We start from the raw sequence: 25,668 nt of genomic DNA, 5'->3' as shown, positions 1-25,668 counted from the left end.
CTCATGTTCACAGGACCTTGGAAAGGAAGGACGCGGTGCGCTCGTGGCGCGGGTGGTCGAGGACCTGGCCGGGCGGGCCCTGTTCGACGATCCGTCCGCCGTCCATGAAGACGACGGTGTCGGCGACCTCGCGGGCGAAGCCGATCTCATGGGTGACGATGATCATCGTGGTGCCCCGGCGGGCCAGGTCCCGGATGACGTCGAGGACTTCACCGACCAGCTCCGGGTCGAGCGCGGAGGTCGGCTCGTCGAAGAGCAGCAGCTTCGGTTCGAGGGCGAGCGCCCGGGCGATGGCCACCCGCTGCTGCTGACCGCCGGAGAGCTGCCGGGGGTAGGCGTCCGCCTTGTCGGCGAGCCCGACCCGGTCGAGCAGCGCCCGGGCGGCCGCCTCGGCCTCCTTCTTCGGGCGGCGCAACGCGGAGACCGGGGCCTCGGTGATGTTCGCCAGCACGGTCAGGTGCGGGAAGAGGTGGAAGTTCTGGAAGACGAAGCCGATGCCGGTGCGCTGCTTGAGGATCTCCCGTTCCCGCAGCTCGTGCAGCTTGTTGCCGGACCTGCGGTAACCGACCAGCGCGCCGGCCACGCTCACCGAGCCGCCGTCGACCTTCTCCAGGTGGTTGATGGTGCGCAGCAGGGTCGACTTGCCGGAGCCGGACGGGCCGAGGACGACGGTGACCTCGCCGGCCCGGACCGTCAGGTCCACCCCCCTCAGGACGTCGAGCGAGCCGTAGCTCTTGTGGACCGAGCGGACGTCGACCATCACGGTCTGCGTGCTCATCGGGTGGCTCCCTTGGCGAAGTGGCGTTCCACGTAGTGCTGGAGGACGGAGAGCACGGTGGTGAGGAGGACGTACCAGGCGGTGGCGACCATCAGCAGGGGCACGACCCTGCCGTTCCGTCCGTAGATGACCTGGACCTGGTAGAAGAGCTCGCCGATCGCCATGACGGAGACGATCGAGGTGCCCTTGAAGAGGGAGATGACCTCGTTGGTGGCGTTGGGCAGGATCGAACGCGCGGCCTGCGGCAGCACGATGCGGCGCAGCTGGCGCAGCCGCGGGATGCCGAGCGCGGCGGCCGCCTCCAGTTGTCCGCCGTCCACCGCGAGCACCCCGCCGCGCACGATCTCGGCGGCGTACGCGGCCTGGTGCAGCGCCAGGCCCAGCACCGCCGCGCCCATCGCCCCGACCAGCCCCATGGTGTCGAAGTGGAAGAAGCCGGGCCCGAAGGGGATGCCGAAGTCCAGCCGCTTGTAGAGGTAGGCGAGGTTGAACCAGAACAGCAGCTGGACGATGAGCGGGATGGAGCGGAAGGCCCAGATGTAGCCGAAGGCGACCCGGCGCAGGAAGGGGCTGGCGGACAGCCGCATGAAGGCCAGCACGATGCCCAGGGCGAAGCCGAGGGCGGTGCCGTAGACGGTCAGCTGGAGGGTGGTCCAGACCGCCTTCAGGACCGTCTCCGCGGTGAAGAACTGTGCGAACACCGGCCATTCCCAGGCCGGGTTGGTGACCAGTCCGTGCACGAACTGCGCGATCAGCACGGCGGTCACCGCGATCGCGGCCCACCGCCAGGGGTGGCGTACGGGGACGACCTTCAGGGCGGCCGGATCGTCGGCGGCCGGTGGTCCGGCCCGCTCGGGGGCCGTCCGTGCGGCGGGTGGGTCAGTGGTCAGCGGCATGGGTGTCCTCGGGGGTGGGTGCGGTGCCGGAAGCGGGGGGTGCGGTGCGGGAGGCAGGGACGGGGACGGGGGCGGGCCGGGCGGCCCGGTCGCGGAGGAAGGTGAGCAGTACCCGCGCGGTGGCGTCGTTCTGCCGGAAGGCGGGGGCGTTGGTGCCGGGACGGGAGAAGGCGCCGCCGGCCCGGGCGTCGGTGTGCGGACCGAGGGCGAAGCGGCGCGGATGCGGGCGGCCGGCCCGGTCCAGGATCCGGCCGTCGGCGGGGTCGACCGCCAGCAGCCCGGCCGGGGTCGCGGCCGCGCCCTCGGCGTACAGGGAACGGAGCAGGGCGTCGCCGGTGTGCGCCACGGTCGGTTCCGGCAGCCGGGCCTCGACCAGCGCCCGGGCCGTCACCGACTCCCCCGGCACGCTGGGGCTTTCGGCGCGGAACAGGCCGCGCCGCGGGTCGGCGGTGACGGTGGTGTCCGCGCCGAGGAAGCGCACCACACCGGCCCGGGAGAGCGCGAGCAGCTGGCGCAGCCGCGGTCCCGGCGGGCCGGAGGCGAGGTAGCTGAAGAAGCCGTGCCACCAGGGGCCGCGGTCGCCGAGCCGGATCAGCTGGCCGTAGACCGACAGCAGTGCGAGGAAGACCGCGAGGTCGGGGCTGTGCGCGGGGTCGTGGCGGCGGGCGAGGTCGGCCTCGATGTAGCCGCGCAGCCCCTCCTGCAACGCCTCGGCGTCGGGGTGGCGCAGGCCGGCCAGCGGATGGTCCAGCGCCTCCAGGTCCAGCCGGTCGGCGGGGTCCGGGACGGCCGCGCCGACCAGGGCCTGGAGCGCGGCGCTGCCCGGGTCGGCGGCGGCGTACTTCTCCTCGAAGTCGGGCCAGGCCATCCGGGTGCGGTCGGCGTGCGCGGTGAACAGCCGGTGGTAGTGGGCGAAGCCCAGCTCCTTGTCGATCAGCGGCCGGACGTCGCGCCGGAAGCTGATCCCGCCGGGCCGGGCGAGGAGTTCGTCCACCTGGGCGGGCCCGAAGAACCGGGGCAGCGGCGGCCGTTCACCGCTCGGCGGGTAGCCGATCTTGGAGTGGTACGGGACGCCGCGCCGCGAACCGACGTGCAGGACGGGCTCGCGGCCCGAGGGCCGGTAGGTGAGCCGCCCGTCCGCGCCGGTGGTGTACGTGCCGCCGCGGCCCTCGGTCAGCAGCACCATCAGGTCGATGAAGGCCAGCCCGAAACCGCGCACCAGCACCGGTTCGCCGGGCCGGAGGGCGCTCAGATCGCTGTCGGCGGTGAAGGCGGGCGGCAGGTAGGTCAGCCCGTGCCGGACCGCGAATTCCGCCAACGCGGCCTGCTCGGGCGGGAGTTCGGCGTCGAGGTGGCCGAGGGTGAGGACGACGAGGTCGGCCAGGAGCGGCGCCGGGCGGCCGGCCAGCCACACCTGCTGCCGGCCGTCGCGCGAGCCGGAGACCCGTACCGCGGTGCCCCGGTGCTCATGGACGGTGACGGCGGGCGGCAGCGCGGCCACCGACCGCTCGTACACCCAGCGCAGATACCCGCCCTGCCGCTGCCGGCTCAGGAACGCCTGCCCGTCGGTCCCGGCCCACTCGGCGAGGGTGGGCCCCGGCCGCACCGGACCGGCCTGCTCCACCGTCTCGTCGGTGAACATCGTGACGTCCTCGGCCATGGAGTTCATCCACAGCAGCGGCGACTGGTCGTGGCGCCAGATGCGGCCGCCGCCGGGCGGGTGCGGATCGACGAGGTGGATGTCCAGGGTCCGGCCGCCGTACAGCTCGGGGAGGTTGGCGGCCAGCCGCTCCAGGACACCGGTTCCGCGCGGCCCGGCCCCGACGATGACGAGCGAGGCGTTCACCGGGCACCGGCCGTACCGCGGGCGTAGTGCCGCTCGACGAAGAACTGCCCGGCGCCGAGCACGGAGGTGACCACGATGTACCAGAGGGTGGCGACCAGCAGCAGCGGGATGACCTGGTAGGTGCGGTGGTAGACCAGTTGCACGGAGTAGAGCAGGTCCTGGACGGCGATGACACTGACGATGGAGGTGCCCTTGAGGGTGCCGATCAGCATGTTGCCGGCCGGTGGCACGATCGCCCGCATGGCCTGCGGCAGCACGATCCGGCGCAGCCGCCGCCAGGCGCCCAGCCCCAGCGACTGGGCGGCCTCCAACTGCCCCTTGTCGACCGACAGGATGCCGCCGCGGACCACTTCGGCGGCGTAGGCGGCCTCGTGCAGGGTCAGCCCGACGACCGCGATGCTGACCGGGCCGAGCAGATTGACGGTCCGCACGCCGAGGATCGTCGGGTAGAGCGCCCCGATGTTGAACCAGAACAGCAGCTGCACCAGGATCGGCATGGACCGGAAGAGCCAGACGTAGCCCCAACTGACGCCGCGCAGCACGGGGTTGTCGGACAGCCGCATGGCCGCGAGCAGGGTGCCCAGCGCGAAGCCGAGCACCATGACGGCCACGGTCAGCCAGAGCGTCAGCCCCAGGCCGCGCAGGACGGCGGTGGTCAGGAAGTAGTCGGCGACCACGTCCCATTGGAAGGCGTCGTTGCGGACAACGGAGACCAGGGCCAGCGTCAGCAGAACGAGGACGACGGCGGCCGCGGCCCGTCGGCCGGTGCGTCGGCGCGGCACGATGCGCAGCGCGGCGGGGGCCGGGGAGTCGGTGGTGTCGGGGGGCGCCGCGGCGGGTGCGGCCGGGGCGTCGAAGGTGTCGGAAACGGGGTCGACCAGAGGCATGCGAAGGCTCCGTGGATGCCGAGAGCGAGCACGGGCTCCGGCGCCTTCACACGAACGAGCAGGCCGCGCCCCTCAGCACGACCGGCCCTTGAGGCTATGGGGTCAACCCGCCGGATTGTCAAGGCTGTCCGCACTGTGAGCGAGGGATCACGTCGCGGTTGACGCGGAAACGGATGCCTGTTCCACTTGTTGGCATGTACGCATGGCAGCGGCTGGTCACCCGCGACCACATCGACTTCGGTCGTGTGTGGTCGTCGTCCTGTTGAGCTGACCCCCTGCCCTGCGGCCCGTCGCCGATAAGGCCGGGCCCCTTCCGCGGTTCTCCTTCTCCTCCCGCCGCGCGCCTTCACACCCCACGCCGCTTCTTCGGCGACCCCTCCCCTCGCTCCACCCGCTTCACCACGCCTCCCCCCTCCCGGGACCCCTGCTTCCTTTCCTCCCACCCCTTCCTCCTTCCTTCCTCCCTCCGTCCCGCTCGCAGAAGGGCGCGGTATGCGCTTCGGCGTCATGACTTTGATCGACAATGTCCCGGACGCGCTGTCCGGGCGCCTCCTTTCTCCCCACGAACGGCTCCGCGAGGTCGTCGAACTCGCAGTGCCCGCCGATGAGTTGGGGTTCGACGCGTTCGGTGTCGGGGAGCGGCACGGTGCGCCGTTCCTGTGGGGGTCGCCCGCACCGGCCGCGGCACCGGAGCCGGCCGCGGAGGCGGCCCGATGACCACCACGCCCCGGCCCCTGGCGGACAGCCGCCTGACGGTGCGGCACACCACCGTCACCGATCCCCTCGCCCGCCCGCTGCTGGACGAGCTGACCCACGAATACAGCACGCGCTACGAGAAGCCGGTCGACCTCGGCCTGGAGTACCCGGCGGAGGAGTTCGCCCCGCCCGGCGGCGCGTTCCTGCTGCTGCTTGCGGACGGCGAGCCGGTGGCCGGCGGGGCGTACCGCCGCCTCGACGCCCGGACCGCCGAACTCAAGAGGATCTGGACGCACTCCGCGCACCGCCGGCGCGGACTGGGCCGGAAGGTCCTCGCCGCCCTGGAGCAGCACGCCGCGGCCCGCGGCTACACCCGTATCCACCTGACCACCGGTCCGCGCCAGCCCGAGGCCAAGGGCCTCTACCTCGCCGCGGGCTACCGGCCGCTGTTCGACCTGTCCGCCGACCCGGAGTCGATCGGCCCGCTGCCGTTCGAGAAGCACCTGGAGAGCCCGCGCCCATGACCACCACCACGCCCCGCACCACCGCACTGCGCACCACGGCCCTGCTGGCCACCGCGGTCCTGGCGCTCACCGCCTGCGGCTCGGGCGACCCGTCGGACTCCGCCGGCGCCACCGGTCCGGCCGCCGGGCACGCCAAGATCCCCACCACCGACGTGGTCTCCGGCGTCACCAAGGACCCGGCGGCGGCGAAACTGCTGCCCGCGGAGGTCCGCAAGCGCGGCACCCTCGCGTTCGCCGCCAGCGTGGGCACCCCGCCCGGCGCCACCTACCTGCCCGACGGCACGACCCTGGCCGGCCAGGACATCGACTTCGCGGACGCGGTCGGCAAGGCCCTCGGGCTGCGGATCCACCGCGAGGTGGCGAGCTTCGAGGCGATCCTGCCGGCCCTCGGCAGCGGCAAGTACGACGTGGGCACCGGCAACTTCGGCGTCACCGACGAGCGCCGCAGGACCATCGACTTCGTCACGTACGTCAACGACGGCCAGGGCTTCGCGGCCCGCAAGGACAGCCCGCTGACGAAGGTCACCTCGCTGAAGCAGCTGTGCGGACTGACCGTCGCCACCGGCGCGGGCACCACCTTCGAGGCGACGCTGGAGCAGAACCGGCACCTGTGCACGGCGGCCGGCAAGAAGCCGTACGACGTCAAGACCTTCGCCGAGCAGGGAGCGCTGTGGATCTCCCTCCAGCAGGGCCGCAGCGACGTGGTGATGAGCACCATCAACGGCCTGAGGTACGCCGTCGAACAACAGCCCGGCCTGAAGTTCCTCAACGAGTTCAAACGGCTCGATGTCGGCTTCGCGTTCAAGAAGGGCACGCCGCTGGCGCCCGCCTTCCGGGCCGCGGTCAACCATCTGAAGAAGGACGGCACCTACGAACGGATCCTGAAGAAGTGGGGCACCGGGCCCTCGGCGATCAAGACGTCGCAGATCAGCCCGCCGGAGATCAAGTAGACGGGCGGATCAGGCCCCGGCCCGGTCCGGCCACTTGCCGTCACCACTCGGTCGGATACCGATCGTTACGCTCTTCATACAGTCAGTTTCCTTATAGGGCGCGGAAGCTGATGGCGCGCCACCCTCTTTGCACCAGATGTGTCACGAACCCCCCGTGCGGCCGCTATCCACTTGGCACTCTGTCGGCCTGATGGACGACGATAGGGGCAGGAACACACGCAGACCACGGGTGAGAGGAGGCGTCAATGGGATCGGTGCGCAAGGCGAGTGCCTGGCTTGGCCTCGTCGACGACAATGATGACGAGCGCTACTACGACGACGACTACGCCGAGGGACCCGATGCCGCCGGCCCCGGTGGCAACCCCTGGGTGACCGACCCCCGGGTCCGGGTGGCCGACGAGGCCGCCCAGGACCAGGGCACCCGCATCGCCACGGTCACCCCGGAGAGCTTCCGGGACGCCCGTGGCATCGGCGAGCTGTTCCGGGAGGGCGTACCGGTGATCGTCAACCTGACGTCCATGGAGTCCGCCGACGCCAAGCGGGTCGTGGACTTCGCGGCCGGCCTCACCTTCGGCCTGCGCGGTTCGATCGAGCGGGTCGCCACCCGGGTCTTCCTGCTCACCCCCGCCGACTACCGGGTGCTCAGCGGCGAGACCCGCGACCACCGCAACGGCGGTTTCTTCAACCAGAGTTGAGCGACCCCTCGATCCTTCCGGCCGGGGGTCCGGGGGTTGTCCCCCCGGATATGGCAGCAACCAGAGTTGAGCGCAGGGCCGGTCACCGGGCGGTGCCGGCGCCTGCGGGGCCGCTCACCGGAAGGCGTCCAGCCCGGTGAGCGCCTTGCCCAGCACCAGCTGGTGCATCTCGACGGTGCCCTCGTAGGTGAGCACCGATTCGAGGTTGGTGGCATGCCGCATGACGGGGTACTCCAGCGAGATCCCGTTGGCGCCGAGGATCGTCCGGGACGTGCGGCAGATCTCGATCGCCTCCCGGACGTTGTTCAGCTTGCCGAAGCTGATCTGCTCGGGGCGCAGCCGTCCCGCGTCCATCCGCGTGCCCAGGTGGTGGGCCAGCAGGATCCCCTTGTGCAGTTCGACGGCCATGTCGGCGAGCTTGGCCTGGGTCAGCTGGAAGCCACCGATCGGCTTGCCGAACTGCTCCCGGGTACGGGCGTAGTCGAGCGCCGCCTCGAAGCTGGCGCGGGCCGCGCCCATGGAGCCCCAGACGATGCCGTAGCGGGCGTGGCTCAGGCAGCCGAGCGGGCCGCGCAGACCGGTGACGCCGGGGAGCACCGCGTCGGCCGGCAGCCGCACCTCGTCCATGACGAGTTCGCTGGTCACCGAGGCGCGCAGGGACCACTTGTGCTTGATCTCGGGGGCCGAGAAGCCCGGGGTGTCGGTGGGGACGACGAAGCCGCGGATGCCGTCGTCGGTGCGGGCCCACACCACCGCGACGCCGGCCACCGAGCCGTTGGTGATCCACATCTTGCGGCCGGTCAGCACCCAGTCGTCGCCGTCCTTCTTGGCGTACGTCCGCATCGCGGCCGGGTCGGAGCCGTGGTCCGGCTCGGTCAGGCCGAAGCAGCCGATGGTCTCGCCGGCCGCCATCGCCGGCAGCCACTGCTGCTTCTGCTCCTCGGAGCCGAAGCGCCAGATGGCGTACATGGCGAGCGAGCCCTGTACGGAGACCAGCGAACGGATGCCGGAGTCGGCGGCCTCCAGTTCCAGGCAGGCCAGGCCGTACTGGACGGCGGAGGCGCCGGCGCAGCCGTAGCCGGTCAGGGACATGCCGAGGGCGCCGATCGCGCCGAGCTCCCGGGCCAGTTCGCGGATGCCGGGGAGTTCGCCCGCCTCGTACCACTCGGCGATGTGCGGCAGGACCCGGTCGGCGGCCCACCGGCGGACGGTGCCGCGGACCGCGCGGTCCTCGTCGGTGAGCAGGTCGTCGATGCCCAGCGGGTCGCCCGGGTCGAACGGCGGAACTGTCGAAGAAGCTGAGGACGGCTTGGCTGACATGGCGGGCCTCCGGCGGGTCCAGCGCGCGACTAAAACTAGCAGTGGTAGTTATGCAGCGCGTCCGACGGTACGGCCCGCGGTGCCGCGCGGCAAGGGCCCAAGCCGCGCGGCGGAACGGAAAGAGAGCAGGGGCCGGAGGCTCAGCGACCGGAGCCGGCCGGGGCGGGCTTGCCGGTGCCGCGCCCGGCGCCCGCCGGGGCACCCTCCGCGGTGCCGGTGTCGCCCTCGGCCCGCTCGGTGGACTCCGCGGCCCGGCGCGGCAGCCGCAGCGCGATGCCCGCACCGACCAGCAGCAGTACGGCGCTGGCGACGAGGGTGATGTGCAGCCCGCGGACGAAGGAGTCGCGGGCCGCGATCCGCAGCGCCTCCTTGGCGCTCTCGCCCAGGCCCGCGGCGACCTTGTACGCCTCGCCCAGGGAGTGCGCGGCGGACGCGGACGTCTTCGCGGTAACGCCGTCGACATGCGTCAGGCCGGGGGCGTAGGCGGCGTTCATGACGCTGCCGAGCAGTGCGACGCCGATGCCGGCACCGAGCTGGTAGGAGGTCTCGCCGATGGCCGCGGCGCCGCCCGACTGCTCGGCCGGGGCCTCGCTGAGCATCGACTCGTAGGCGCCGAACAGCGTGGACTGGAAGCCGAAGCCGAGCAGCACGAAGCCGCCGGACAGCAGCCACGGCCGGTCGTGGCTGGTCATCGCGGTCAGGCAGAGCACCGCGGCGGCGGTGAGCACGAAACCGAACGAGACCATCGCCCGCGGGCCGAGGGCCTGCAGCAGCTTCGAGCCGGTGAGGCCGGCCGCCATCGCGGCGAAGACCAGGGGCAGCATCCGCAGCCCGGTCTCCAGGGGGCTCAGCCCGAGGACGAGCTGGAGGTACTGGACGGCGATCAGCTGGAGGCCGACCAGGGCGAGCATGGCCAGCACGATGCAGCCGACGGAGGTGCCGAACGCCGGCCGGGCGAACAGCCGCATGTCGATCAGCGGGTGGGCGAGCCGGCGCTGGCGCCGTACGAAGAGCAGCAGCAGGGCGACACCGAGCGCGATGGGCAACAGCGTGGTCGGTCCGACGAGGGCCGCGCCGCTGCCGATCCGCTTGACGCCGAGCACGATGCCCAGCACGCCGCCCGCGGCGACGACCGCGCCGATCACGTCCCAGGGGCCATTGCGCTCACCGCGCGACTCCGGCAGCAGCCACCGCCCTATCAGGAGCATCGCCGACATCATCGGGATGTTGATCAGGAAGACCGAACCCCACCAGAAGTTCTCGACGAGGAAGCCGCCGAGGACCGGGCCGACCGCGGCACCGACCGCGGCCACCGCGCTCCACACACCGATGGCGACCGCGCGCTCCCGCCGGTCGGGGAAGACCTGCCGGAGGATCGACAGCGTCGCGGGCATGATCATCGCGCCGCCGATGCCGAGCAGGGCGCGCGCCGTCATCAGGATCTGCGGATTGGGGGCGAGCGCGGCGACGGCCGAGGCCAGGCCGAACAGGCCGTAACCGAGCAGGAGGACGCGGCGGCGGCCGACGCGGTCGCCGAGCGTGCCGAAGAGGATCAGCAACGAGGCCGCGATCAGCGGGTAGATGTCGACGATCCAGAGCAGCTCGACCGGTCCCGGCCGCAGGTCCTCGGTGACCGAGGGCACGGCGACGTAGAGGATCGTGGTGTCCAGCGCGACGAAGAGCAGACTCACGCAGAGCACGATCAGCACGGTCCAGCGGTTCACACCGCCGCCTGGAAGCCGGGGAACACCAGCCGTCCGTCCCTTGCCGGACGCGGTCGTCCCGGACATGCAGCACCTCCAGTCATGCTCTCGCGGCCACGGATCAGGGCGCGAAAAACGCCCCGGGGGAACCGGCGGCACGGGCGAGTAAGGACGTCAGACTACGCGAGTCCCCGGGGCTGCCGCGTGGCTCACCTCACGATGAGACGCTCATCGCAGTGCCGGACGTTCCCCCTCCGCCCGTCGTCCGGCATTTCCGGAGACCTGGATAATCGTCCAGATGAACGATCTTGCCTCGGCCGCGGTTCCCGGCCGGACCGCACGGGACGGCGCCGCCGTGGTCGCCGCACTGCGCCGGGCCGCGCCCGCGCTGGCGGCATACGCCGCGGTCCGGCTGCTCGGGCTGCTGGTGCTCGGCATCTGGTCGGCCGCGAACGGCAAGGACTGGCACACCCTGCTCACCGCCCGCTGGGACTCGCTCTGGTACACCCGGGTCGCCGAGCAGGGCTACGGCTACAGCGTTCAGCTGGCCAACGGCGAGGTGCACTCCAACCTGGCGTTCTTCCCGCTGCTGCCGTGGCTGGAGCGCGGCCTGGCGGCGCTCACGCCGCTGTCGGCCGCGGACGCCGGGATGGCGGTGGCCTGGTCGGCGTCGCTGGCCGCGGCCTGGGCGCTGTACGCGACCGGTGAGCGGCTGCACGGGCCGCGGGCCGGGATCGCGCTGGCGACGCTGTGGGCCGCGCTGCCGGTCGGGATCGTGCAGTCGATGGCGTACTCGGAGGCGCTGTTCACCGCGCTCGCCGCCTGGGGCGTGCACGCCGTGCTGACCGGGCGCTGGGTGACGGCGGGAGTGCTGGCCGCACTGGCCGGGCTGACCCGGCCGGTGGGCGCGGCGGTGGTCGCGGCGGTGTGGATCACCGCGGCGGTGACCCTGTGGCGCGAGCGGGCGGCGGGCGTACGGCTGCGCGCGGCGCTCCGCTCCCACCCCGGCATGGCGGCCGGGGTGCTGCTCGCGCCGCTCGGCTGGTGCGGCTACTTCGTATGGGTGGGAATCCGGCAGGGTTCGGCCACCGGCTATCTGGACGTCCAGGGCGGCTGGGGCAACGGCTTCGACGGCGGCGTCGCGTTCGCGGAGTTCATCGGGCAGCAGTTCGCCGGCCCGTCCTTCGCGGCCGGTCTCGGGCTGCTGGCCGGCGTCGGACTGGTGATCTGGCTGTACGTCCACGGGGTGCGGCGCGGCCAGCCGCTGCCGCTGGCGGTCTACGGCGGGCTGGTGCTGCTGCTGGCCCTGACCGCCAAGGGCTACTTCGGGTCCAAGCCGCGGCTGATGATGCCGGCCTACCCGTTGCTGCTGCCGCCGGCGGCGGCGCTGGCCCGGTGGCGGCCGGCCTGGTCCTGGCTGGTCATCGGGGCGGTGGCGGTGGGGTCCGCGGTCTACGGGGCGTTCTGGCTGAACGGATCGGGCCCGCCGTGATCCGGCCGCGACCACAAAGATCAACTTCTTCCGGCGGGCAGCCGGATGATCCTCTTCCGCGATCCCGGTGGCGAGGAAACATCGTCCGACGCCCCGGCAAATAGCCGATAAACTCCCTCCGGAGAAAAGCAGATAAGGCGCTCGACGGACCGACACGCGGACGTCCGGAAGCGATTGAGAATCCCGCGGAATTCCCTTCCAAATCCCGCCGTCGAAGCCCTGATTGAGACCCATTCCACATCACATCGTCATTACAAAGCGCACAGTTTGACCAAGCGCCTACATCACAGGCGGTAACGTCGATTGAGTGCGTACCGATGAGAAGAAGCTCGACCAGATGGAGGAGCGCCCGACCGATCGCGCCCGGCCACCCCAGATGACCCGGACCCGCCTGTGGCTGTTCGGCGGCACCCTGGCGGTGTACGTGGCGATCGTGGTCGGAGTGCTGACCACTTCCTGGCTGGTCACCTTCGACTGGCAGGTCATGTTCTTCAGGCCGTACAAGCAATGGCCTGCGATCCACGCCTTCCTCGACTACTTCGTGGTGCTCGGCCAGCGCGGCCCGACCGCGGTGGCGGTGGCGGCCTGGCTGGGCTGGCGCTGCTGGCGCCAGCGCAACCTCCACCCGCTGCTGGTGCTCGGCGCCTCACTGCTGCTGCTGAACATCACGGTGGGCGCCGCGAAGCTGGGCATGGGGCGGCTCGGTCCGCACTACGCGACGACGGTCGGCGCCAACGAGATGTGGCTGGGCGGCGACATATTCCCCTCGGGTCACACCGCGAACGCCGTGGTCACCTGGGGCGTGCTGGCCTACCTGGCGACCACCTCGCTGCGCCGCCGCACGCTGTCGGTGATCGCCGCGCTGGGCGCACTGGGCGTCGGCATGACCACCGTCTACCTCGGCACCCACTGGGTCAGTGACGTGCTGCTCGGCTGGGCCGCCGGCCTGCTGGTGCTGCTGACGATGCCCTGGCTGGAGCCCGGCGTCACCTGGGTCGAGGACCGCCTCATGGGCATCCTGCTGCGGCTGTGGCTGCGGCTGCGCCCCGATTCGCTGCGCGGCCCGCTGCCGGCCGGCTCGCTGGCCCCCGGCCTCTCCCGGCAGCGCCTCGCCCCGGACGGCGAGGTGCTGGTCCGCGAGACCATCGGCGCCACCACGGGCAGCCGCCCGGCCACCCGCGCCCCGGACGGCTGGCCGCACCACGCGTCGCGCCCGTACACCATCCGGTCGGAGCGCAGCCCGGTCACTCCCGCGGGCAGCCGGCGGCCGCCGCATGCGGACCGCGTCCCGCGCACGACCCCGATCGGCCCGACGTCCGTGCGCGGCCGCAACACCGGCGGCTGACCGCCCCACCAGCCGCGGGGCCGGTACGCACACACCCCACCCCGCAGCGAAGGCCCCGGCCGCTCCCTCCGAGCGGCCGGGGCCTTCGTCGTTCTTCCGTCGTCGTTCCGTCGTCGTTCCCTCGTCGTTCCGGGCGCGGCGTGCCGCCGGTGCTCAGCCCGGCCAGCAGCGGTGGACCACGTTGTCCTTGACCTCGAAGTTGAGCCGGCCGGCGACGTACTCCATGGTGATCACCGTGCCGGGCGGCAGCGCGCGGACGGTGCTCCAGCCGCGCCCCCGGGCCCGCTCCTCGGCGTCCTGCTGCTCCAGACCGACATAGGTCCGGACGTCGTCCTCGGGGTTGGTCGGAAAGTCGGGTACGTCACTCATGACAGCCACCGTAGGCGCCCCTGCCGGGCCCGCGGAAGGCCCGTCCGGCGCACATCCCGGTGACTTCCCGGTCCGTCATTGGTCACACTTGTGTCACAGCCGACGTTGTGGCGTTTGCCGGAACTTCCGTCACCCGTACGCGCCGCGTGACGGCGCAACCGGGTGGAAAAATAAAACCGGCGGAATTCCGCCGTGATCGGATACGAAACGGACACGCCGCTCCGGACACCGGGCAGCACCGGCCGGAAATTAATCCGCCACCGGCACCGGATTCCCCCTTATCGGACGCCCATTCCTGGCCACCGGGAATTTGGCGCACGCAGCACACTCCATACACATTTCCCGCACATCGCCCGACCGGGCAGCGGGGGCGGCGGGGCGGGCGGGCAGGCGTGGGCGGACGTGGGCGGGCATGCGGAAGCCCGGCCGGCGTTCTGCCGACCGGGCTTCCGCGGCCCCGTCCCGGTGCCCGTCCGGCTCAGCCCGCGTCCGGACCGGCGACCCGGACGGCCAGGTCGTTGTCGAGCGTGTAATACGGGCCGATGCGGAGCTGCGCCGCGCCGGCGGACACCGGCAGCGCCGGGTAGCTGAACACCTGCTTCTTGTCCGCGACGTCGTCGAGGAGCCGGGCGATCCGGACCGGGTGGGCGCCCTCCGCGGGGCGCAGCCACAGGTCCCAGGGCTCGGTGCCGTGCTCCCAGCGGTCGGCCAGCTCCTCGTAGGGCAGCGTGAAGCAGAACTCCGGGCCGTCGACGGTCAGCGGGACGGTGACCGGCGCCGGGGCCGTCTCCGGGGAGCCGCCAGCGCGCCGGGCGCGCGCCTCGGCCAGGGCGCCGGCCGCCGGGGCGGCACCGTAGAGCCGCCCGGAGACCGTCATGCCGTCCGGTGTGACGAGGATGTCCCCGGCCTCCGCGTGCGGCCCGCGCAGCCAGCTGCGCAGCGCGAGGTTGCCGAGCTTGGTCGCGTACGGAATGCGGACCCCGAGCCGGCCGATGCCGGCCAGCGGACGGCGGTCCACCAGCGACCGCAGGTCGTTGAGGCCGGGCTGCAGGCGCCGCAGCGCGTCGCCGTCGCCGAGGTCCGCGTAGGCGTTCCAGCGGCCCTCGCCGAGCGCGACGGTGCTGGGCAGCACGGCACGCAGCCGGCCGGCGCCGTTCGGGCCGAGCGGCAGCCGGACCTCGTCGTCCGCGCCGTCGCCGCCGCGCCGCCGCAGCACCAGCGCCGCGCTCCAGGCGGGCGCGGTGTCCTGCGGCGCGGTCAGGTCGAAGGTGAGGCCGCCCGCGGAGTCCGCGATGCAGTCGGCCCGCAGCTCGGCGGGCGCGGCCGGGCCGTCCGCCCGCTTCCGCCGCCCGGCCCGCCGTTCGCGTCCGTCGGGTGCCCCGCCGCTCCCGGCCGTGGCTTCCTGATCGATGGCGGCCGACTCCTTCGTCTCGTCTCCGGTCCAGCTCAACTGGCGCGACGCGGTCATGCCGTGCGCACCCCTCTCAGCGCGGCGCGGGCCGCGTCCTTGGTCGCGTAGGCGCCGCTGAGCAGCGCTCCCCGGGCGCGGTGCAGACCGCCGTGCAGCCAACTGGCGCGTCGGCGGGCCAGCAGTTCGCCGAAGAGCGCCTCATGGCGCGCGGCGATCCGGGCCGGGTCGAAGCGGGCGGAAGCGGCGAGGGCGGCGGCGCCCATCCGGCGGCGGGCCTCGTCGTCGCCGATCAGCGTCAGCAGCGCACCGGCCATCGCTTCCGGGTCGCCGACCGGCACCAGCCGGCCGTCCACCCCGTCGCTGATGATCTCGCCGGGGCCGTGCGGGCAGTCCGTGGCGACGACCGGCAGCCCGCACCGCATCGCCTCGACGATCGTCATGCCGAACGCCTCCATGCTGGAGGAGACCGCGGCGATCGAGCCCTTGGCCCACTCGGCCTCCAGGGGGTGGGCCGGGCCCATCAGGAAGACGTGGTTGTACAGCCCGAGTTCGTCGATCAGCGACCGCAGCGCGGCCTTCTCGGTCCCGCCGCCGTAGATCCGCAGCCGCCAGTCCGGGCGCTCGGCGACGACCCGGGCGAAGGCCCGGACCAGGACGTCGTACCGCTTGACGGGGGCGAGCCGGCCGGCCGCGACGACGACCTTGCCGGTGCCGTCGGCGGGCGGCAGCGCGGGCGCGGGCACCCCGTTGGGCACCGCCTCGACGCGGACGCCCGGCAGCCGCAGGCTACGGCGGTAGGCGCGGGCGTCGGCCTCCGTGACGGTGGTGACCGCGTCCAGCCGCGGATAGGCCCCGCGCAGCGCCAGTTTGAGCGCCCGGCTGTGGGTGTCGAGGGTCAGATGTTCCTGGCCGATACGCACCGGGCCGCGCCGCGTCTGCCGGGCGAGGTGCACATTCAGCCCGGGCCGGGTGCCGACCACCACATCGGCCTCGATCCGGCGCAGGTGCTGGGCTATTCGCCGGTCGGTGAGCTCGCTGTACTGGTCGTAGCGGCGCTCCGCGGCCGGGAAGACCTTGGCGGGCCGGGCGTGCGCCGGGTCGCCGCCGTCGTAGCGGGGGCCGGATTCCCTGAGGTCGACGAGGTGCCGCAGCACGACCCGCGGTCCGGGGTCGAAGACGGGGGTGTCGCGGTGGCGCAGGGCGGACACGATCTCGACGTCGTGCTGCTCGGCGAGCGTACGCGCCAGCGTGCACGTCGTACGGATCGTCCCCCCGATGCCGTAGGCGTTGTGTATCAGGAATGAGATGTGCATCGTCCCTGTGTCCCCATGGTCTTCCGGTCGTCCCGCTCTCCCTGCGGTCGCCGCGCGCACCCCTCCCCCGCGCAAGGCATCCCTTTTCTGAACGCGAAGACCGCACAAGCTGGTTCCGGGTTGGGGGCTTTCGCCAAGATGTGCCGAAAGAGTTAGGCCATCGGTAGCGGCGGTACGGAACCTCGCCGCCCGAAATCCCGTCGCTCCCCGTCCCCTTGACGCAGTACGGCGTGGCGGCGGCGGAAGGCCGCACTCCGCCGCCCGCGTGTCGGTCATTCTCCGCCGCGGCCGTCCCCGGATTCTGTCCGGATCCGGCCCGGGCTCCGCCTTGCCGGGGCCCCGCCCCAACCGGAAGCCTGTACGGGGCCGTTGCGGCGCCCGGCGTCCGACGCCGGGGCACGGTGGGGCACTTCGGCTGCTCGAACGGGGGAGCAGCCGAACCGCGACGGTCCGGCCCGCACCGGGGGAGGTGCCGGGCCGCCGAGGAGGTACCGGTGAGGATCGGACGATGGGGCACCGCGGTGGCGGCCGCGTTACTGGCGGTCGGCGGCCTCGTGGCGGCGGGCCCGGCGAGCGCGGCCGACCAGGACGGCGGCACACCGGCACCCCGGCCCCCCTCGGGCCACTGGGCCCGGTACGACACCTTCTCCAACTCCCTCGCCGGCCGGACCGAATGCCGCGCCACCGGCGAGGCCGGCCGCCGCCAGGGCCACTGGCCCGCCTACTCCTGCGACTCCGCGGTCTTCACGACCGAGTTGACGGTCTGGGTGCCCTGAGACGACGGGCCGACGGGTCGGGCGCCCCCCTGAGGCGGCGGCCCGCCCGCCGGAGCCCCCGACGGCGCCGCACCGCTCGCCGGGACCTCCTGAGACGCCGAACCGGCCGCCGTGACCGCCGCCGGCACCGCACCGCCCGCCGGAAGCCCCGGTGGCACCACCCCGCCGGACCGCCCCCCTTGAGGCGGCGGCCCACCCACCGGAACCCCGGGCGACACGACGTCGCCCGTCTTGGCCAGCGGGGGCGCCAGGTCGTCCGTCTTGGCCACCGGGGGCACCACGTCCACCGTCTTCGCCAGCGGAGGCGCCACACCATCCGCCTTCGCCACCGGGGGCACCGCACCGTCCGGCTTGACCACCGGGGGCACCACATCAACCGTCTTCGCCACCGGAGGCACCGCACCGTCCGACCTAACCACCGGGGGCACCACATCAACCGTCTTCGCCACCGGAGGCACCACACCGTCCGGCTTGACGGGCACCGCACCGTCCGACTTAACCACCGGAGACACCACATCAACCGTCTTCGCCACCGGAGGCACCACACCGTCCGACTTAACCACCGGGGGCACCACATCCACCGCCTTCGCCACCGGAGGCACCACATCCACCGGCTTGACCACCGGAGGCACCACACCGTTCTCGTTCCGGCTCGGTGGTACCGGGGCGGGGCCCGTGGGCTGCCGGGCCGGAACGGTTTCCGGAGGCTCCGGCGGTCCCGGGATCCGCAGTGTGAGGCCGGCCTTCAGCCGGTGCGGATCGGCGCCCAGGACCTTGCGGTTGGCCTTGTAGAGCGCCCGCCAGCCGCCCTTGACGCGCAGGCTGCGGGCGATCGTGCCCAGCGTGTCGCCGCGCCGGACGACATAGGTCCGGTCCTCGCTGATCAGCCCGTAGCGCCTGGCGCAGACCGGCCAGGCGCCCCAGCCCTGCGCGGCCTGCACCTTCTTCGCGACCTGGATCTGCTCCTTACGGGTCGCGAGGTCGGCCCGCCGCGCGAAGGCCAGCCCGCCGAACGCCTCCCAGGTGGGCTGCCAGAACTGCAGGCCGCCGTAGAAGGTGTTGCCGGTGTTGATGTGCCAGTCGCCGCTGCTCTCGCACTCGGCGAGGCAGCTCCAAGGCCAGTCGTTGCCGGCGCAGGCGTGCCGGGCCCGCACCGGCGCGGGCGCGCCGCCGCCGTCGTACGGGAGCTCGGCGGCGGCGCCGGGCGGGCACAGACCGAGGACGAGGGCGGCGGCCGCCGCGGTGAGCGACCCGACGGTTCCCACGACACGCCGTGCGGCCGAAGAGTTGTCCGACATAGCCGGTGACGGTAAGCAGGCGCCACCGGCCGGTTCGCGCGCCGCGCCCGCGAGGGCCCGGTCCCACCCGCTCCGGTGTACGGAACGCGCCCGACTGCGCCATGCATTGCCCAGAACATGTCCGTACGTGATCGCCCAATGGGTGACTTTCCGCAGTTCTCCTCTGTGCGGGGAATGGTTCGATTCTGTTCCCGTCGTCGCGTGACCCCTGCCGCAGGTCACCCGTTGTCCTTGTACGAGCCGGGAGACCGCCCGGCAGACGCACAGAGATCGAGGAGCCACCCGTGCCGCGCATGCTCGACGTCAGCGACGACGTTCGCGCCGAGATCGGCGACGAAGAAGCCGACCGCCTGCTGGCCGGTGGCGACGCCCCCGGCAGCTACGACTGCACCTCCTGCCGGACCCCCGGAGACAGCGAGCAGGAGCGCACCAGCACCGTCCTGTTCGTGGGCGAGGAGACCGCGGTGCTCGCGTTCGCCCATGCCACCTGCATCCCCTCGCAGGTCGTCCCGGTATCGGAGGAGCAGCTCCAGGGAGCCGTGCGCTCCATCACCGGAGAGGACGCCGCCCCCCACACCGGAGCGCAGGCCGCGCCGGCCACTGCGATCCCCACGAGTGAACGCCAGGCCACCCTCGGGATCACCTGCGGTCTGGTGCTCGTCGAGGACGATCTGCGGCCGGCCCTGGTCGTCGAACCGGACGGCCCGATCGCCCGCCCCGGCTCGGTCGGCCCGGGCGACGACTTCCTGCCGCTGCTCCTGGAGCAGGGCTTCCAGCCGGTGTCGGACATGAACCGGCTCCCCGCCGTCATCCCTGGCTGGTCCGCCCTGCTGGCGATGGGCAAGCTGCACGCCGTGCTGCAGCCGAGCAGCGGCGGCAGCCAGGCCGCCTGGTGGCAGGCCCACCAGCCGCTGGCCGTGTCGGACGGCTGGCGCACCGCGGCCAACAAGGCCCAGACCGTGCTGATGTACGCCGCGCCCGCGGGCACCATCGGTCACCAGCCGCGCGAGGACCTCATGCGGCAGGCGCTGGAGCAGGCCGCCGCGCAGGGCAAGCTGGTCGCCGCGGCCATGCCGCTGGCCGGCACCTGACCGACCCGGCACCCGATCGCGGGGGCAGGACCGTCGTTTCGGCCGGTCCTGCCCCCGCGATCAGCCATTTCCGCACACAGGCCGCATCCCGCGGCGATCGGGGTCGTTGGCACATACGTGCACGCATACGACCCCTCCTCCCGCGTCCCGTACGCCCACCCGATCCCCGGCATGCGCCCGTCGCGCGAGCACGGGACGACGCGCCCGACCGACCGTGGTTCCACCACGCCGATCTACGACGCGTTGTACGCCGAGTACCGTCGCTCCTTCCGGGCCCTGCCCGGGGACCGCACGGACGAGCCGGAGACCTCGGAAGTACTGAGCGGCACCGGCAGTTGGGCCCGTACGACGGCGTCCACGGGCCACTGGGAGGTCGTCGGCCGCCAGCCTTACCAAGCCCACAGCCCCCTCCCGGCTCTCCCCCCGAGCCCCCGCGACGCCCGCCCCCGCCACCCCTGAGGCCCCGGGGCACCAAGGAACGGGGGGCACCCGCAGCCGCTACTTCTTCTTGCTGCGCTTCTCGCGGACCCGCACCGAGATGTGGATCGGGGTCCCGTCGAAACCGAACTCCTCGCGCAGGCGGCGCTCGATGAAGCGGCGGTAGCCGGCCTCCAGGAAGCCGGAGGCGAAGAGGACGAAGCGGGGCGGCTTGGTGCCGGCCTGGGTGCCGAACAGGATGCGGGGCTGCTTGCCGCCGCGGATCGGGTGCGGGTGGGAGGCGACGATCTCGCCGAGGAAGGCGTTCAGCCGGCCGGTGGGGATACGGGTCTCCCAGCCGGCCAGCGCGGTCTCGATGGCCGGGACCAGCTTCTCCATGTGGCGGCCGGTGCGCGCGGAGACGTTCACCCGCATCGCCCACGGGACCTGGACGAGGTCCCGCTCGATCTCCCGCTCCAGGTAGAAGCGGCGCTCCTCGTCGAGGTTGTCCCACTTGTTGTAGGCGATGACCAGGGCCCGGCCGGCCTCCACGGCCATCGTGATGATCCGCTGGTCCTGGACGCTGATGGACTCGCCCGCGTCGATCAGGACGACCGCGACCTCGGCCTTCTCCACGGCCGCGGCGGTGCGCAGCGAGGCGTAGTAGTCCGCGCCCTCCTGGAGGTGCACCCGGCGGCGGATACCGGCGGTGTCCACGAACTTCCAGGTCTTGCCGCCGAGTTGGATCAGCTCGTCGACCGGGTCGCGGGTGGTGCCGGCCAGTTCGTTGACGACCACCCGCTCCTCGCCGGCGACCTTGTTCAGCAGCGAGGACTTGCCGACGTTCGGACGGCCGATCAGCGCGACCCGGCGCGGCCCGCCGACGGTCTGGCCGAAGGTCTGCGCGGGCGCCTCGGGCAGCGCCTCCAGCGCCGCGTCGAGCATGTCGCCGGTGCCCCGGCCGTGCAGCGCGGAGACCGGGTACGGCTCGCCGAGGCCGAGCGACCACAGCATGGCCGCATCGGCTTCGCCGGACGGGCCGTCGACCTTGTTGGCGACCAGCACGACCGGCTTGCCGGCGCGGCGCAGCAGCTTGACGACGGCCTCGTCGGTGTCGGTCGCGCCGACCTTGGCGTCGACGACGAAGACCACCGCGTCGGCGGCGTCGATGGCGAACTCGGCCTGCATCGCCACGGACGCGTCGATGCCGAGGACGTCCTGCTCCCAGCCGCCGGTGTCGACGACCTTGAAGCGGCGGCCGTTCCAGTCGGCCTCGTAGGTGACCCGGTCGCGGGTGACACCCGGCTTGTCCTCGACGACCGCCTCGCGGCGGCCGATGATGCGGTTCACCAGTGTCGACTTACCGACATTGGGGCGGCCGATGACGGCGAGGACGGGCAGCGGGCCGTGGCCGGCCGCGGCGATGTCGCCCTCGACCTCCTCAAGGTCGAAGCCCTCCTGCGCGGCGAGCTCCATGAACTCCGCGTACTCGGCGTCGCCAAGCGCACCGTGCTCGTCGCCGGTGGGGATCTGGTCGTTCATGAAGTCCGTTCCTCGTTCATCATCGTGATCGGTGGGCCGCTCGTCCGCGGCCCACTACTCAAGTTTCGGTCAGCGCCCGGTCAGGCGCCTGGCCGCTGCCAGGTGGGCGGTCAGCCGCTCCTGGATCCGTACGGTCGCCTCGTCGAGCGCCTTACGGGTGCGCCGGCCACTGCCGTCACCCGCCTCGAAGGCGTCGCCGAAGACGACGTCGACGCGGCTGCGCAGCGGCGGCACGGCCGGTGTCAGCCGGCTGCTGCGCTCCGCGCCGCCGAGCACCGCCACCGGCACGACGGGCGCGCCGGAGCGCACCGCGAAGTACGCCAGGCCCGCCCGCAGGGACGCGAAGTCGCCCGCGCCGCGGGTGCCCTCCGGGAAGATCCCCAGCACCCCGCCGTGCGCCAGCACCGCGAGCGCGTCGGTGATCGCCTTGCGGTCGGCGGTGCTGCGGTCCACCTTCAGCTGCCCGATGCCCCGCAGGAACGGGTCCAGCGGGCCGACGAAGGCTTCCTTCTTGATCAGGAAGTGCACCGGCCGCGGCGCGGTGCCCATCAGCATCGGGCCGTCGATGCCGTGCGAGTGGTTGACGGCGAGGATCACCGGGCCGGTGGACGGCACCCGCCAGGCGCCCAGCACCCGCGGCCGCCACAGGCCGTACATCAGGCCGATGCCGATCCGCCGGCCGACCGCGGCACCGGTGGCGCTCGGGACGCCGGACGCCTGCCCGGGCCCGGCGCCGACGCCGGTGGCGCTCGGTGCCCCCGTGTCGGTCACCGGGCGAGTCCCGCCTTTTCGGCGCTGGCGCCCTCGATGAGGGTGACCACGCACTCGATGACCTGGTCGAGGGTGAGCTCGGTGGTGTCCACCTCGACCGCGTCGTCCGCCTTGGCCAGCGGCGAGGTCTTACGGGAGGAGTCGGCGGTGTCCCGCTTGATCAGCGCCTCGCGGGTGGCCGCCAGGTCCGCGGCCTCCTTGCCCTTGAGCTCGCCGCTGCGGCGGGCCGCCCGGGCCTCGGGCGAGGCGGTGAGGAAGACCTTGAGGTCGGCGTCGGGCAGGACCGTGCTGCCGATGTCCCGGCCCTCGACGACGATGCCGTTCGGGGCCGCGGTGGCGATGGAACGCTGCAGGTCGGTGATCAGGGACCGCACCTCGGGGACCGCGCTGACGGCGCTGACCGCGGCGGTGACCTCCTGGGTGCGGATCGGGCCCGCGGCGTCCAGGCCGTCGACCGTGATGGTCGGGGCGGCCGGGTCCGTACCGGAGACGATCGCGGGCTTGGCGGCGGCGTCGGCCACCGCCGTGGCGTCGTCCACATCGATGCCGTTGTTGAGCATCCACCACGTGATCGCGCGGTACTGGGCGCCGGTGTCGAGGTAGCCGAGGCCCAGCTTGGCGGCGACGGCCTTGGACGTGCTGGACTTGCCCGTGCCTGCGGGGCCGTCGATGGCGACAATCACTGCAGCCGGGGCGGTCCGGGCGGCGGTTTCCACGGTGACGAACACCTTTCTGGTACACGGGGCGGGGTCCAAGGGCCATGAGGGCCCCGCCCAAGGTTACTGGCTCACCCGGACGGCGCCGTCCACCGCGTCCCGGCCGGGCGGACCCGGGACGTCACTGCCGGAAGGAACCGGGACATCACTGCCGGATGGACCAGCCCCGCTCCCGCAGCTCCGCGGTCAGCACCGGGACCGCCTTGGGCTCGACCATAAGCTGGATGAAACCGGCCTGCTGGCCGGTGGCGTGCTCGATGCGGACGTCCTCGATGTTGACCCCGGCACGGCCGGCGTCGGCGAAGATCCGGGCCAGCTCGCCAGGCTGGTCGCCGATGTACACGGCGACGATCTCGTACGCGGCCGGGGCGGCGCCGTGCTTGCCGGGGACCCGCTCGCGGCCGGCGTTGCCGCGCCGCAGGACGTCCTCGATGCCGCTGGCGCCGCCGCCGCGCTTCTCCTCGTCGGCGGACTCCAGGGAGCGCAGGGACCGGACGGTCTCGTCCAGGTCGGCGGCGATCTCGGCGAGCACGTCCGCGACCGGGCCCGGGTTCGCGGAGAGGATGTCGATCCACATCGCCGGGTCGGAGGCCGCGATCCGGGTCACGTCCCGGATGCCCTGGCCGCAGAGCCGGACGGCGGTCTCGTCGGCGCCCTTGAGGCGGGCGGCGACCAGGCTGGAGAGCAGCTGGGGGGTGTGCGAGACCAGGGCGACGGCGCGGTCGTGGGCGTCCGCGTCCATCACGACCGGAACGGCCCGGCAGAGCGCGACCAGCTCCAGGGCGAGGTTGAGCACCTCGGTGTCGCTGCCGGGGGCCGGGGTGAGCACCCAGGGGCGGCCCTCGAAGAGGTCGGCGGTGGCGGCCAGCGGGCCGGAGCGCTCCTTGCCGGCCATCGGGTGCGTGCCCAGGTAGGCGCTCAGGTCGCAGCCCATCGCCTCCAGCTCACGGCGCGGGCCGCCCTTGACGCTGGCCACGTCGATGTACCCGCGGGCCACCCCGCGCCGTATGGCATCGGCGAGCGCCGACGCGACATGGGCCGGCGGCACGGCCACCACGGCCAGATCGACCGGTCCCGGGGGCGCCTCGGCGGTGCCCGCGCCGAGCGCGGCGGCGGTCAGGGCCTGGGCCTGGTCGTGGTCCTCCAGGTAGACCTGCACGCCGCGCGCGCCGAGGGCGAGCGCGGCCGAGGTGCCGATCAGGCCGGTTCCGATGACGAGTGCGGTCCTCACTGCGCGATGTCCTTTCGCAGCGCCCCGGCGGCGCCGAGGTAGACGTGGGCGATTCCGGCCTTCGACAGCTCGGTCTCCACATGGGCGAGCACCCGCACCACGCGCTCCATGGCGCCGTCGACGTCCAGTTCCTGGGCGCAGATCAGCGGCACGTCCGTGATGCCCAGGGCGCGCGCGGCGGCGGCCGGGAAGTCGCTGTGCAGGTCCGGGGTGGCCGTGAACCACACGCTGATCAGGTCGTCCGCGAGCAGTCCGTTGCGCTCCAGGATGGCGGTGAGCAGCTCACCGACCTGCTCCTGCATGTGCTCCGCGTCGTCCCGCTCCAGCTGGACGGCCCCGCGGACCGCTCGTACCGCCACGTCACTGCTCCCCTGCGTCCTCGAACCCCGCCACACACCCGTGCGCTTCACTGCTCAGCGTAACCAGCCGCACCGACATCGCGTACGCGACGGCCGTCCGCCCGCCCTGCCCCCGCCCGGCCCGGCGCCCGACCCGGCCGGAACGCACCGGACCGGTCCCGGCCGTCCGCCGCAAACCTGGTGACATTCCCCCTCCCACCAGCGACAATCGCCGCCATGTCCGCAGCCGCCGCAGACCACGCCCTGGTCACCGAGCACACCGTCTACGCCTGTGTGATGGGCTCACGGGCCTTCGGGCTGGCGACCGAGAGCAGTGACACCGACCGGCGCGGGGTGTATCTCGCCCCCACCCGCCTGTTCTGGGGCTTCGAGAAGCCGCCGACCCATGTGGAGGGGCCGCGCGAGGAGGAGTTCTCCTGGGAGCTGGAACGCTTCTGCCAACTGGCGCTGCGGGCCAACCCCACCGCCCTGGAGTGCCTGCACTCCCCCTTCGTGGAGCGCATCGACGCCACCGGCCACGAGCTGCTGTCGCTGCGCGCGGCGTTCCTCTCCCGCCAGGTGCACCGCACGTTCACGGGCTACGCCACCGGGCAGCTCAAGCAACTGCGGGCGGATCTTCGACGCCACGGGGCGCCCCGCTGGAAGCACGCCATGCATCTGCTGCGCCTGCTGGCGAGCGCCCGCGATCTGCTGCGTACGGGCGCGCTCACGCTGGACGTCGGCGACGACCGCACCGAGCTGCTGGCGGTCCGGCGGGGCGAGGTGCCCTGGGAGGTGGTCGAACGACGGATGGCCCACCTGGCCGAGGAGGCCGACGCGGCGGTGTCCGGTTCCCCCCTCCCACCCGAACCGGACCGGGCCCGGGTGGCGGACTTCTTGTTCCGGGCTCGTCGCTCCTCAGCGCTTGCTTGAAGCTTCCCACGTAGGCGCTGCGCTTTGCGGGGCCTCCCACGTACTTGGCTGTCCCGCCGCGGGGCTTGCCGTTGTGCGCTTTGCGGCGCCGCGTACGTACTTGGCTTTCCCGCCGCGGGGCTTGCTGTTGTGCGCTTTGCGGCGCCGCGCACGTAGCTGGCTGTCCCGCCGCGGGGGTGCCGTTGTGCGCTTTGCGGCGCCCCGCACGTACCCGTCTCTCCCGCCACGGGGCTTCTCGCCGTTGCGCCTGCGGCGGGCTGGGTTGTTGTTGGGTGCGGTGACTGGCCTGCGGGGCCTTGTTCGTGGACTGCTGTCGCTTTACGTCCACGA

The 25,668-nt window shown here is 72.8% G+C and carries 25 protein-coding genes; 10 read left to right on the top strand and 15 right to left on the bottom strand.

Annotation, left to right across the window (positions count from 1 at the left end; genetic code table 11):
• Nucleotides 1–7: 7 nt before the first annotated feature.
• The 4 genes from AB0E02_RS32760 to AB0E02_RS32745 are packed head-to-tail and all read right to left on the bottom strand — an operon-like array spanning nucleotide 8 to nucleotide 4,407.
• Entirely contained in the window at nucleotides 8–778 is a 771-nt protein-coding gene (locus AB0E02_RS32760; RefSeq protein ID WP_362146256.1) for an amino acid ABC transporter ATP-binding protein, read from the bottom strand.
• Complete coding sequence (locus AB0E02_RS32755; RefSeq protein WP_362146253.1) at nucleotides 775–1,674, bottom strand: amino acid ABC transporter permease; 900 nt, start codon at nucleotides 1,672–1,674, stop codon at nucleotides 775–777. The genes AB0E02_RS32760 and AB0E02_RS32755 overlap by 4 nt, the downstream gene beginning before the upstream one ends.
• Nucleotides 1,658–3,520 carry an FAD/NAD(P)-binding protein gene (locus tag AB0E02_RS32750; protein ID WP_362146250.1) on the bottom strand — a complete coding sequence of 621 codons (1,863 nt, stop codon included), beginning with the start codon at nucleotides 3,518–3,520 and terminating at the stop codon, nucleotides 1,658–1,660. The genes AB0E02_RS32755 and AB0E02_RS32750 overlap by 17 nt, the downstream gene beginning before the upstream one ends.
• Nucleotides 3,517–4,407 (bottom strand): amino acid ABC transporter permease, encoded by an 891-nt coding sequence (locus tag AB0E02_RS32745; protein WP_362146246.1) that lies wholly within the window; start codon nucleotides 4,405–4,407, stop codon nucleotides 3,517–3,519. The genes AB0E02_RS32750 and AB0E02_RS32745 overlap by 4 nt, the downstream gene beginning before the upstream one ends.
• Nucleotides 4,408–4,899: 492 nt before the next feature.
• Between AB0E02_RS32745 and AB0E02_RS32740 the strand changes: the two genes are divergently transcribed.
• From AB0E02_RS32740 to sepF, 4 genes are all read left to right on the top strand, one after another.
• Nucleotides 4,900–5,124: an LLM class flavin-dependent oxidoreductase gene (locus AB0E02_RS32740; RefSeq protein WP_362146243.1), complete on the top strand. Its 225-nt coding sequence runs from the start codon at nucleotides 4,900–4,902 to the stop codon at nucleotides 5,122–5,124.
• Complete coding sequence (locus AB0E02_RS32735; protein ID WP_362146240.1) at nucleotides 5,121–5,627, top strand: GNAT family N-acetyltransferase; 507 nt, start codon at nucleotides 5,121–5,123, stop codon at nucleotides 5,625–5,627. Before AB0E02_RS32740 ends, AB0E02_RS32735 begins: the two co-directional genes overlap by 4 nt.
• Complete coding sequence (locus AB0E02_RS32730; RefSeq protein ID WP_362146237.1) at nucleotides 5,624–6,577, top strand: ABC transporter substrate-binding protein; 954 nt, start codon at nucleotides 5,624–5,626, stop codon at nucleotides 6,575–6,577. The genes AB0E02_RS32735 and AB0E02_RS32730 overlap by 4 nt, the downstream gene beginning before the upstream one ends.
• A gap of 245 nt (nucleotides 6,578–6,822) precedes the next feature.
• Nucleotides 6,823–7,272 carry a cell division protein SepF gene (gene sepF / locus AB0E02_RS32725; protein WP_362146234.1) on the top strand — a complete coding sequence of 150 codons (450 nt, stop codon included), beginning with the start codon at nucleotides 6,823–6,825 and terminating at the stop codon, nucleotides 7,270–7,272.
• A 114-nt stretch (nucleotides 7,273–7,386) separates the two neighbouring features.
• On the opposite strand, the gene AB0E02_RS32720 is transcribed toward sepF, so the two are convergent.
• Complete coding sequence (locus tag AB0E02_RS32720; protein ID WP_362146231.1) at nucleotides 7,387–8,592, bottom strand: acyl-CoA dehydrogenase family protein; 1,206 nt, start codon at nucleotides 8,590–8,592, stop codon at nucleotides 7,387–7,389.
• A gap of 140 nt (nucleotides 8,593–8,732) precedes the next feature.
• Nucleotides 8,733–10,382, bottom strand: coding sequence for an MFS transporter (locus AB0E02_RS32715; RefSeq protein ID WP_362146229.1), 1,650 nt, complete (start codon nucleotides 10,380–10,382; stop codon nucleotides 8,733–8,735).
• 211 nt (nucleotides 10,383–10,593) lie between these two features.
• On the opposite strand from AB0E02_RS32715, the gene AB0E02_RS32710 reads away from it, so the two are divergent.
• Complete coding sequence (locus AB0E02_RS32710; protein ID WP_362146226.1) at nucleotides 10,594–11,787, top strand: hypothetical protein; 1,194 nt, start codon at nucleotides 10,594–10,596, stop codon at nucleotides 11,785–11,787.
• Between the two features lie 307 nt (nucleotides 11,788–12,094).
• On the top strand, nucleotides 12,095–13,132 hold the full coding sequence (locus AB0E02_RS32705; protein WP_362146223.1) for a phosphatase PAP2 family protein: 1,038 nt from the start codon (nucleotides 12,095–12,097) through the stop codon (nucleotides 13,130–13,132).
• Between the two features lie 153 nt (nucleotides 13,133–13,285).
• Here the strand turns inward: AB0E02_RS32705 and AB0E02_RS32700 are convergent, their stop codons facing one another.
• The 3 genes from AB0E02_RS32700 to AB0E02_RS32690 form a co-directional block, all read right to left on the bottom strand.
• Nucleotides 13,286–13,501: an I78 family peptidase inhibitor gene (locus AB0E02_RS32700; protein ID WP_030414095.1), complete on the bottom strand. Its 216-nt coding sequence runs from the start codon at nucleotides 13,499–13,501 to the stop codon at nucleotides 13,286–13,288.
• Between the two features lie 478 nt (nucleotides 13,502–13,979).
• Nucleotides 13,980–14,969, bottom strand: a complete 990-nt coding sequence (locus AB0E02_RS32695) for a hypothetical protein (RefSeq protein WP_362146218.1) — start codon at nucleotides 14,967–14,969, stop codon at nucleotides 13,980–13,982.
• Nucleotides 14,966–16,225 (bottom strand): glycosyltransferase family 4 protein, encoded by a 1,260-nt coding sequence (locus tag AB0E02_RS32690; RefSeq protein ID WP_362146215.1) that lies wholly within the window; start codon nucleotides 16,223–16,225, stop codon nucleotides 14,966–14,968. Before AB0E02_RS32690 ends, AB0E02_RS32695 begins: the two co-directional genes overlap by 4 nt.
• A 494-nt stretch (nucleotides 16,226–16,719) precedes the next feature.
• On the opposite strand from AB0E02_RS32690, the gene AB0E02_RS32685 reads away from it, so the two are divergent.
• Complete coding sequence (locus tag AB0E02_RS32685; RefSeq protein WP_362146213.1) at nucleotides 16,720–17,001, top strand: hypothetical protein; 282 nt, start codon at nucleotides 16,720–16,722, stop codon at nucleotides 16,999–17,001.
• Here AB0E02_RS32685 and AB0E02_RS32680 read toward each other — a convergent pair.
• Entirely contained in the window at nucleotides 16,947–18,299 is a 1,353-nt protein-coding gene (locus tag AB0E02_RS32680; protein WP_362146211.1) for a transglycosylase family protein, read from the bottom strand. The two genes, AB0E02_RS32685 and AB0E02_RS32680, sit on opposite strands and share 55 nt — an antisense overlap.
• 284 nt (nucleotides 18,300–18,583) lie before the next feature.
• Here AB0E02_RS32680 and AB0E02_RS32675 point away from each other — a divergent pair, with 284 nt between their 5' ends.
• Together AB0E02_RS32675 and AB0E02_RS32670 are read left to right on the top strand one after the other, a co-directional pair.
• On the top strand, nucleotides 18,584–19,390 hold the full coding sequence (locus AB0E02_RS32675; protein ID WP_362146208.1) for a hypothetical protein: 807 nt from the start codon (nucleotides 18,584–18,586) through the stop codon (nucleotides 19,388–19,390).
• 117 nt (nucleotides 19,391–19,507) lie between these two features.
• Entirely contained in the window at nucleotides 19,508–19,849 is a 342-nt protein-coding gene (locus AB0E02_RS32670; protein WP_362146205.1) for a hypothetical protein, read from the top strand.
• Between the two features lie 39 nt (nucleotides 19,850–19,888).
• Here AB0E02_RS32670 and der read toward each other — a convergent pair whose 3' ends face one another.
• The 5 genes from der to aroH all read right to left on the bottom strand — a co-directional run bounded on the left by der (nucleotide 19,889) and on the right by aroH (nucleotide 24,426).
• Entirely contained in the window at nucleotides 19,889–21,349 is a 1,461-nt protein-coding gene (gene der, locus AB0E02_RS32665) for a ribosome biogenesis GTPase Der (protein ID WP_362146202.1), read from the bottom strand.
• Nucleotides 21,350–21,418: 69 nt separating this feature from the next.
• Nucleotides 21,419–22,006, bottom strand: coding sequence for a lysophospholipid acyltransferase family protein (locus AB0E02_RS32660; protein WP_362146320.1), 588 nt, complete (start codon nucleotides 22,004–22,006; stop codon nucleotides 21,419–21,421).
• A gap of 110 nt (nucleotides 22,007–22,116) precedes the next feature.
• Nucleotides 22,117–22,848 (bottom strand): (d)CMP kinase, encoded by a 732-nt coding sequence (gene cmk, locus AB0E02_RS32655; protein ID WP_362146198.1) that lies wholly within the window; start codon nucleotides 22,846–22,848, stop codon nucleotides 22,117–22,119.
• A gap of 133 nt (nucleotides 22,849–22,981) precedes the next feature.
• Complete coding sequence (locus tag AB0E02_RS32650) at nucleotides 22,982–24,067, bottom strand: prephenate dehydrogenase (protein ID WP_362146195.1); 1,086 nt, start codon at nucleotides 24,065–24,067, stop codon at nucleotides 22,982–22,984.
• A complete protein-coding gene (gene aroH / locus AB0E02_RS32645; protein WP_030417224.1) occupies nucleotides 24,064–24,426 on the bottom strand; it encodes a chorismate mutase in 363 nt (120 codons plus the stop codon). Before aroH ends, AB0E02_RS32650 begins: the two co-directional genes overlap by 4 nt.
• A 216-nt stretch (nucleotides 24,427–24,642) precedes the next feature.
• Between aroH and AB0E02_RS32640 the strand changes: the two genes are divergently transcribed.
• Nucleotides 24,643–25,338, top strand: a complete 696-nt coding sequence (locus AB0E02_RS32640; protein WP_362146191.1) for a nucleotidyltransferase domain-containing protein — start codon at nucleotides 24,643–24,645, stop codon at nucleotides 25,336–25,338.
• The last annotated feature ends 330 nt before the right edge of the window (nucleotides 25,339–25,668 follow it).

This window comes from Streptomyces sp. NPDC048196 (assembly GCF_040652715.1).
GTDB classification, from domain to species: Bacteria; Actinomycetota; Actinomycetes; order Streptomycetales; family Streptomycetaceae; genus Streptomyces; species Streptomyces siderophoricus.
Note: the sequence above shows the minus strand (reverse complement) of the source record. Positions and strands in the feature narration are given on the sequence as shown.

Excerpts from the sequence above, each read along its gene's own strand:
- AB0E02_RS32760 (WP_362146256.1), bottom strand. The coding sequence starts at position 778 with ATGAGCACGCAGACCGTGATGGTCGACGTCCGCTCGGTCCACAAGAGC.
- AB0E02_RS32720 (WP_362146231.1), bottom strand. The coding sequence starts at position 8,592 with ATGTCAGCCAAGCCGTCCTCAGCTTCTTCGACAGTTCCGCCGTTCGAC.
- AB0E02_RS32680 (WP_362146211.1), bottom strand. The coding sequence starts at position 18,299 with ATGTCGGACAACTCTTCGGCCGCACGGCGTGTCGTGGGAACCGTCGGG.
- AB0E02_RS32745 (WP_362146246.1), bottom strand. The coding sequence starts at position 4,407 with ATGCCTCTGGTCGACCCCGTTTCCGACACCTTCGACGCCCCGGCCGCA.
- AB0E02_RS32695 (WP_362146218.1), bottom strand. The coding sequence starts at position 14,969 with ATGACCGCGTCGCGCCAGTTGAGCTGGACCGGAGACGAGACGAAGGAG.
- AB0E02_RS32730 (WP_362146237.1), top strand. The coding sequence starts at position 5,624 with ATGACCACCACCACGCCCCGCACCACCGCACTGCGCACCACGGCCCTG.
- AB0E02_RS32690 (WP_362146215.1), bottom strand. The coding sequence starts at position 16,225 with ATGCACATCTCATTCCTGATACACAACGCCTACGGCATCGGGGGGACG.
- der (WP_362146202.1), bottom strand. The coding sequence starts at position 21,349 with ATGAACGACCAGATCCCCACCGGCGACGAGCACGGTGCGCTTGGCGAC.
- AB0E02_RS32710 (WP_362146226.1), top strand. The coding sequence starts at position 10,594 with ATGAACGATCTTGCCTCGGCCGCGGTTCCCGGCCGGACCGCACGGGAC.
- AB0E02_RS32735 (WP_362146240.1), top strand. The coding sequence starts at position 5,121 with ATGACCACCACGCCCCGGCCCCTGGCGGACAGCCGCCTGACGGTGCGG.
- sepF (WP_362146234.1), top strand. The coding sequence starts at position 6,823 with ATGGGATCGGTGCGCAAGGCGAGTGCCTGGCTTGGCCTCGTCGACGAC.
- AB0E02_RS32755 (WP_362146253.1), bottom strand. The coding sequence starts at position 1,674 with ATGCCGCTGACCACTGACCCACCCGCCGCACGGACGGCCCCCGAGCGG.
- AB0E02_RS32700 (WP_030414095.1), bottom strand. The coding sequence starts at position 13,501 with ATGAGTGACGTACCCGACTTTCCGACCAACCCCGAGGACGACGTCCGG.
- AB0E02_RS32640 (WP_362146191.1), top strand. The coding sequence starts at position 24,643 with ATGTCCGCAGCCGCCGCAGACCACGCCCTGGTCACCGAGCACACCGTC.
- AB0E02_RS32740 (WP_362146243.1), top strand. The coding sequence starts at position 4,900 with ATGCGCTTCGGCGTCATGACTTTGATCGACAATGTCCCGGACGCGCTG.
- AB0E02_RS32660 (WP_362146320.1), bottom strand. The coding sequence starts at position 22,006 with ATGTACGGCCTGTGGCGGCCGCGGGTGCTGGGCGCCTGGCGGGTGCCG.
- AB0E02_RS32715 (WP_362146229.1), bottom strand. The coding sequence starts at position 10,382 with ATGTCCGGGACGACCGCGTCCGGCAAGGGACGGACGGCTGGTGTTCCC.